Here is a 4,009-nt window from a genome sequence, read left to right on the forward strand (position 1 = left end):
GGCCCGCACCGGGCCGGGCCGCCCTCGCCCCCCGGTACCCGGGCCGTCGCCCCCGCCACCCGGGTGCGGTAGGAAGTCCGGTGTGAACGACCAGACTCAGCCGGCGACCGTGCGCGTGTTCATCGCCCTCGCCCCGCCCGACCACGCGAAGGAAGAACTGGCCCGGGAGCTGCGGCCCGCCTACGACACCCACCCTCGGATGCGGTGGAACCGCATCGAGGACTGGCACATCACCCTGGCGTTCCTCGGGGAGCTGCCGGCCGGGACGGTTCCGCTCCTGCGACCGCCTCTCGCCGGCCTGGCGGCCGACCACCAGCCCCTCCCTCTGGCACTGCGCGGCAGTGGGACCTTCGACGACCGGGTGCTGTGGAGCGGAATCGACGGAGACCTCGACGGGCTGCGGATGCTCGCCGCCGCTGTGCGCACCGCCGTCAAGAACTGCGGGATCGCCTTCGAGGACCGGCCCCTGCGCCCCCATCTGACGCTGGCGCGCGCCCGCCGGGGAGACCGGTCCTCGGCGGAAGAGATCGCCGAGGGGTTCGCGGGATTCACCGGCCGCGGATGGCCTGCCGAACGTCTGCACCTGGTCGGCAGCAACGCCGGCCGCAGCCGCGGACCGATCCACTACCGCGACATCGCCGCATGGGCCCTCGGCGACAAAAGCACCACCGGCTCCTGAACGGACGGGGAGGTCGCGAGGCGCCCTGCCCGTGTCGCGGGGTGGGTCGGGCCGGGTCCCGGCCCGTCCGGGTGGCGGCGAGGCACACGGTGGCGGACGCGGCACGCCTCCGGAACGCGCGGTGTCCCTACGGACCGGTCGGGGCGGCGGACGGCCGGGGCCCCGCTGGTAAAATGAGGGACACGCTTCGATGTCGCCGGGGCCCGTACCGAAGGGGTACGGGCCCCGGCGCTTTTTCGGGCGTCGCATCGAGGAAGGTTCCCCATGAACGCGAAGCCGCCAGTCTCCGGACTCTCCCGTGCCGGCGAGCACCAGCCGGCGACGGCGCCGGCGGGTGAGCTCCCGATGCCGCAGGCGGCCTCCGCCGGTCTGCCGCCGGCCGCTTCCTTCGACGCGCTCGGGCTGCCCCCGGAGCTGGTGGGGACGATGAGCGGCCTCGGGGTGACGGAGCCCTTCCCGATCCAGGCGGCGACTCTGCCCAACGCGCTGGCCGGACGTGACGTCCTGGGCCGCGCGCGGACCGGTTCCGGCAAGACGCTGGCTTTCGGGCTCGCGCTGCTCGTGCGGACGGCGGGTCTGCGCGCGGAGCCGAAGCGGCCGCTCGCACTGGTCCTGGTGCCGACCCGGGAGCTCGCGCAGCAGGTGAGCGATGCGCTGGCGCCGTACGCGCGGATGTTGAACGTGCGCCTCGCGACGGTGGTCGGCGGTCTGTCGATCAACCGGCAGACGGCACTGCTGCGCACCGGCGCCGAGGTCGTCGTCGCGACGCCGGGACGGCTGGCCGACCTGGTGTCCCGGCGGGACTGTCATCTGGGCCAGGTGCGGATCACGGTGCTGGACGAGGCGGACCAGATGTGCGACCTGGGGTTTTTGCCGCAGGTCTCGGAGATCCTCGGCCAGGTCCGCGGCGACGGTCAGCGGCTTCTGTTCTCCGCCACGCTCGACCGCAACGTCGACCAGCTGGTCCGGGACTATCTGCACGAGCCGGTCGTCGTCTCGGTCGACCAGGTGGCCGGCTCGGTCGCCACGATGGAACATCACGTGCTGAACGTGCACGGCGCCGACAAGTACGCGACGGCGACCGAGATCGCGGCACGGGACGGCCGGGTGCTGATGTTCCTGGACACCAAGGCGGCCGTGGACCAGTTCACCCGGCATCTGCGGGCCAGTGGCGTACGGGCCTCCGCCCTGCACAGCGGGAAGTCGCAGCCGCAGCGGACGCACACGCTCGCCCAGTTCAAGGCCGGTGAGGTCACCGTGCTGGTGGCCACCAACGTCGCCGCGCGGGGCATTCACATCGACGCGCTCGACCTGGTCGTCAACGTCGATCCGCCGGCCGACGCCAAGGACTACCTGCACCGGGGCGGGCGTACGGCGCGCGCCGGGGAGTCCGGGAAGGTGGTCACCCTGGTCACCCACGGCGAGCGGCGCGAGGTGAACCGGCTGATGTCCGAGGCAGGTATCCGGCCGACGGTCACGCAGGTGCGCTCCGGCGAGGAGGCGCTGACGGCCATCACCGGGGCGAAGCGGCCGCCGGCCGGGGCGAAGGGCCAGGGTCACGTCCCCTTCGGCGGTCTCGGCACCCGTCCGGCCAAGGAGTCCCGTAAATCCTCCGAGGCCCGCAAGGTCGCGGAGGCCCGCGCGGCGGCCCGGGTGCGCAAGGGCCGCTGACACCGCGCGGGCCTGCCGGAGCGGCGGCGGCGGTACACGGTTGCTCTCGTCGATTGCTTGAATGATACCCACTGGGTATCATTCAGCATGCTCTACCAGATCCCGCGCCTCGCGGCCGTCGATCACCGCGTTCTCGACGAGATCGCCCACATGCGCCGGGAACTACGGCAGTTCGTGCAGCAGAGCCCCATGAAATGGACTGCTGACCTGCGGCGATCCCTGACCGCTTCGGCGATCGCGGCGTCCAACACGATCGAGGGCTACCAGGTCGACCCCCGGGACGTGGCAGACCTCATGGACGGCGAGCGCGAGGTCGTCGACGCGAGCGAGGAGAACAAGAGAGAGACCGTCGCCTATCAGCAGGCGATGACCTACATCCAGTCACTGTGGAACGTGGAGGACTTCGAGTACTCCAAAGGCCTCCTCAACGCCCTGCACTGGATACTGCAGAGCCACCACGCCGGCCGGCCCGCCGGCCAGTGGCGCCGCAAACCCATCTTCATCTCGGCCGCGGGCGACCCGCACGCCACAGAGTACGAAGGCCCACACGAGGACAGAATCCCTCAGCTGATGAGCGAACTGGTCGACTGGCTCAATCACGGAGACCTCGAGACCCACCCCCTCGTGCGTGCCGCGATGGCCCACCTGAATCTGGTGAAGATCCATCCGTGGATCGACGGAAACGGCCGTATGTCCCGCAGTCTGCAGACGCTCCTGATCGCACGCGAAGGAGTCCTCGCCCCGGAGTTCTCCTCGATCGAGGAGTGGCTCGGCATGCCCGGGAACACCTGGGACTACTACAAGGTGCTGCGGGAGGTGGGCGGCCCGGTGTACTCCCCCGAACGCGACACTCTGCCGTGGGTCAGATTCAATCTGCGCGCCTACCACCAGCAGTCGCAACGCGTCCAGCACCGGGTACAGCGCTCGGCGGACTGCTGGCTCCGCCTCGACGAGCAGGCCGACCATCTGCACATGACCGAACGTCAGATCACGGCGCTGCACGAGGTCGCCATGACAGGCCGGGTGCGCCGCTCCCGCTACGAGAAGGCGGAAGGGCTCACCAACCAGCAAGCCACCCGGGACATCCAGGCACTCACCAGAGCGGGCCTTTTGACGCCGGTCGGCAACACCAAGGCCCGCTACTACGTGGCAGGCCCCCACTTCCCCCGCAGCGTGCTGGAAACCGCCGGCCGCCGCCACATCATCAGCGACCCCTACCAGGGGTAGAACGGACCGGCCAAAGGGCGCCGGTCGTCTCGCCGGCGGCGTGACCACCTGTCGTCCCGGTGGGTGCATTCCGGCGGATGGATCCCGGCTCCCCGCGGCCGCGGCGGGCGAGCACGGGTCCCAGGCGCCGATCGCGGCCTGTGGGCTCAGGCCCGGATCGTGGGCGCGGCGGGCCTCAGGGCCGCCCCGTGCCCCCGGTGGATCAGGGCGCGGCGTCGGACGCGGTGCATCGCGAGGCGGAGGGGCGGCCTCCTACCGGACGGCGTTCGCGCGACGCGGCCACACGGCGCGACGCCGTAACCGGCGCCGCGTGCCCGCCGGGATCAGGGACAGCCCTCAGCCCTCAGCCGAGGTCAGCCAGACGCTGACGCCTTTCAGTGCGTCCGGGCCGGAGCCGGTGCTGACGTCGCGGGCCAGGTCGGCCACGGAGAC

The 4,009-nt window shown here is 71.5% G+C and carries 3 protein-coding genes; all 3 read left to right on the forward strand.

What is annotated here, in order from left to right; genetic code table 11:
- Positions 1-82 precede the first annotated feature (82 nt).
- The 3 genes from thpR (at position 83) to ABZV34_RS37485 (ending at position 3,577) form a co-directional block, all read left to right on the forward strand.
- Entirely contained in the window at positions 83-679 is a 597-nt protein-coding gene (thpR, locus tag ABZV34_RS37475; RefSeq protein ID WP_356287167.1) for an RNA 2',3'-cyclic phosphodiesterase, read from the forward strand.
- A gap of 345 nt (positions 680-1,024) precedes the next feature.
- Positions 1,025-2,350 carry a DEAD/DEAH box helicase gene (locus ABZV34_RS37480; RefSeq protein ID WP_356287173.1) on the forward strand — a complete coding sequence of 442 codons (1,326 nt, stop codon included), beginning with the start codon at positions 1,025-1,027 and terminating at the stop codon, positions 2,348-2,350.
- Positions 2,351-2,437: 87 nt separating this feature from the next.
- Positions 2,438-3,577, forward strand: coding sequence for a Fic family protein (locus ABZV34_RS37485; RefSeq protein ID WP_356287170.1), 1,140 nt, complete (start codon positions 2,438-2,440; stop codon positions 3,575-3,577).
- Positions 3,578-4,009 lie beyond the last annotated feature (432 nt).

Origin of the sequence: Streptomyces sp. NPDC005195 (assembly GCF_040608315.1) — a bacterium.
GTDB classification, from domain to species: domain Bacteria; phylum Actinomycetota; class Actinomycetes; order Streptomycetales; family Streptomycetaceae; genus Streptomyces; species Streptomyces kaempferi.

What these genes read in the sequence shown, in the direction of transcription:
- ABZV34_RS37480 (WP_356287173.1), top strand. Translation starts at nt 1,025, where the DNA reads ATGCCGCAGGCGGCCTCCGCCGGTCTGCCGCCGGCCGCTTCCTTCGAC.
- ABZV34_RS37485 (WP_356287170.1), top strand. Translation starts at nt 2,438, where the DNA reads ATGCTCTACCAGATCCCGCGCCTCGCGGCCGTCGATCACCGCGTTCTC.